This is a genomic window from Mesorhizobium sp. M7A.F.Ca.AU.001.01.1.1 (assembly GCF_004022735.1).
Taxonomy (GTDB): domain Bacteria; phylum Pseudomonadota; class Alphaproteobacteria; order Rhizobiales; family Rhizobiaceae; genus Mesorhizobium; species Mesorhizobium ciceri.
This window is the reverse complement of record NZ_RZPF01000961.1, coordinates 1-1,921: the sequence shown is the minus strand read 5'-3', so window position 1 is coordinate 1,921 and position 1,921 is coordinate 1. Positions and strand designations below refer to the sequence as shown.

Genomic DNA, 1,921 nt, shown 5'->3' with positions numbered 1-1,921 from the left:
CCTCGAAGCCCTGCGTGCCGGAGCGACCGGCTATCTCTTGAAGGAGCGCGACGACGTCGAGCTGTCACTTTCGATCCGCAGCACCATTCGCGGCGGCGCGCCGATCGATCCCTTCATCGCCCGGCGCATCCTGGAACTGGTGTCGGCGCCGGCGTCATCCGGGCGCGCCCGTTCCTCCACCGACAGGCCGGGGCGCGGCAAGCCCGCGCTTGCGCCGCCGCCTCCCTTGACGCCGCGCGAGGTCGAGATCCTCAACCTCGTTGCCAAGGGGCTTACCAATCGAGAGATTTCGGGGGTCCTTTCCCTTTCCAGGTTCACGGTCGAATGCCACATTCGCAACATCTACAAGAAGCTGTCGGTCAAATCCCGGACGGAAGCGATTTTCGAGGCGCGGTCGCAAGGCTTCTTGCCCTGATATTCCTGCTCCTCGCGCCGGGCGGCATCGCCCTCGGCGCCGACGGGGCCGTGCCGTTCAAGACGATCGAGGCCGTTCGATCCGGCTGGGACGCCGCCGCGCCGCCGGCCGCCGGCTGGACCAGCGTGACCTTGCCCGATGACTGGGCGACGCGCTGGCCCGGTTTCGACGGCGTGGTCTGGTATCGCCTCACCTTCGACAGGCCCGACGCGGCCGAGCCGCTAGGCCTCGCGCTGAACTACTGGACACTGGCCGGATCGATCTCTGTCAACGCCGCGGAACTCGGCCGCGACGAATTCCTCGTCGAGCCGTTGACGCGCTCATGGAACGTGCCCCGCTACTGGCAGCTCGCTTCCCCGGTCCTGCATGCCGGCACCAACACGCTGCTGATCAGGGTCTCGGGCCTAGCGCCGTACCAGCCAGGCCTTGGTCCGGTCCTGATCGGCCCGCCTTCGGCGACGCGTGCCCATTTTGTCCAGCAATTCTGGATTCGCCGCGAACTGCCGGTCTTCTATCTCGGCGTCACCGCGGCGCTTGGCACCTTCTTCTTCGTCGTCTGGCTGCTGCGCCGAAGCTTGAAGGCCTATGGCTGGTTCGCCCTGATGACGATTGCGTGGTTTTGCTATTCGCTCAATTTCGTGGTGACGAGCCCCTGGCCGTTCGCGGCGACCGACACCTGGCAGCGTTTTATCATGCTCTCCTTCATGGTCATGGCCGCCGCCTTCGTGCTGTTTGTCATCCGCTTTGCCGAGCGCCGCTTTCCCAGGGGGGAAGCCGTGCTGTGGGCCGCGCTGGCGATCGGCGCCGCGGCCCTGTTTGCCACACCGCATTCCCAACTCGGCCCGATGCTCAACCTGCTGGCCTTGTTCTGGTCGCTGCTTTACATCGGCGCCTGTTTCCTGTCGATCGGCCTGACCTGGCGCAGCAATCGGCTGGACCACATCGTCCTTCACATCGTCAACGCGCTCACCATCGTGGCCATCCTGCATGACCTGATGACCTATCTCGGCATCCTTCTTGGCAATGTCTACTACGTCACGCTGACATCCCACTTTCAGATGGTCGGCATGGCGCTGGTGCTGGCCTGGAACTTCGTCGCCAACATGCGCCGCATCGAGGGGTTCAACGATGAGCTCACGGCCAAGATCGAAACCGCCAGGGAAGAACTCGCCCTCACGCTGCATCAGCAGCATGAGGTCACCCTGGCCAACACCAGGCTGGCCGAGCGCGTCTCCCTTTCCCACAATCTGCACGATGGCATGGGCGGCACCCTGGTCAATTCGATCGCCATGCTGGAGCATGCGCCGCAGAACCTGCCGGCCGATCGCTTCCTGTCCGTCCTCAAGGAACTGCGCGACGAGTTGCGGGTCATCATCGACACCGCCGCCGACGACCAGACGGGCGGCCAGTCGCTGGCCGAGTGGATCGCGCCGCTGCGCCGCCGCCACACGCTGGCATGCGAAAGCCGCGACATCGATTGCGTGTGGAACCTGACCGGGCTGGAGG

2 protein-coding genes are annotated in these 1,921 nt (G+C 65.1%); both read left to right on the top strand.

The window, feature by feature from the left end; genetic code table 11:
* A partial coding sequence (locus EN884_RS34575) for a response regulator transcription factor (RefSeq protein ID WP_164895375.1) occupies positions 1 to 415 on the top strand: 415 nt, incomplete at its 5' end.
* Positions 416 to 465: 50 nt separating this feature from the next.
* Positions 466 to 1,921: 7TM diverse intracellular signaling domain-containing protein (locus EN884_RS34570; protein WP_164895374.1), on the top strand; the 1,456-nt coding region annotated here is incomplete at its 3' end.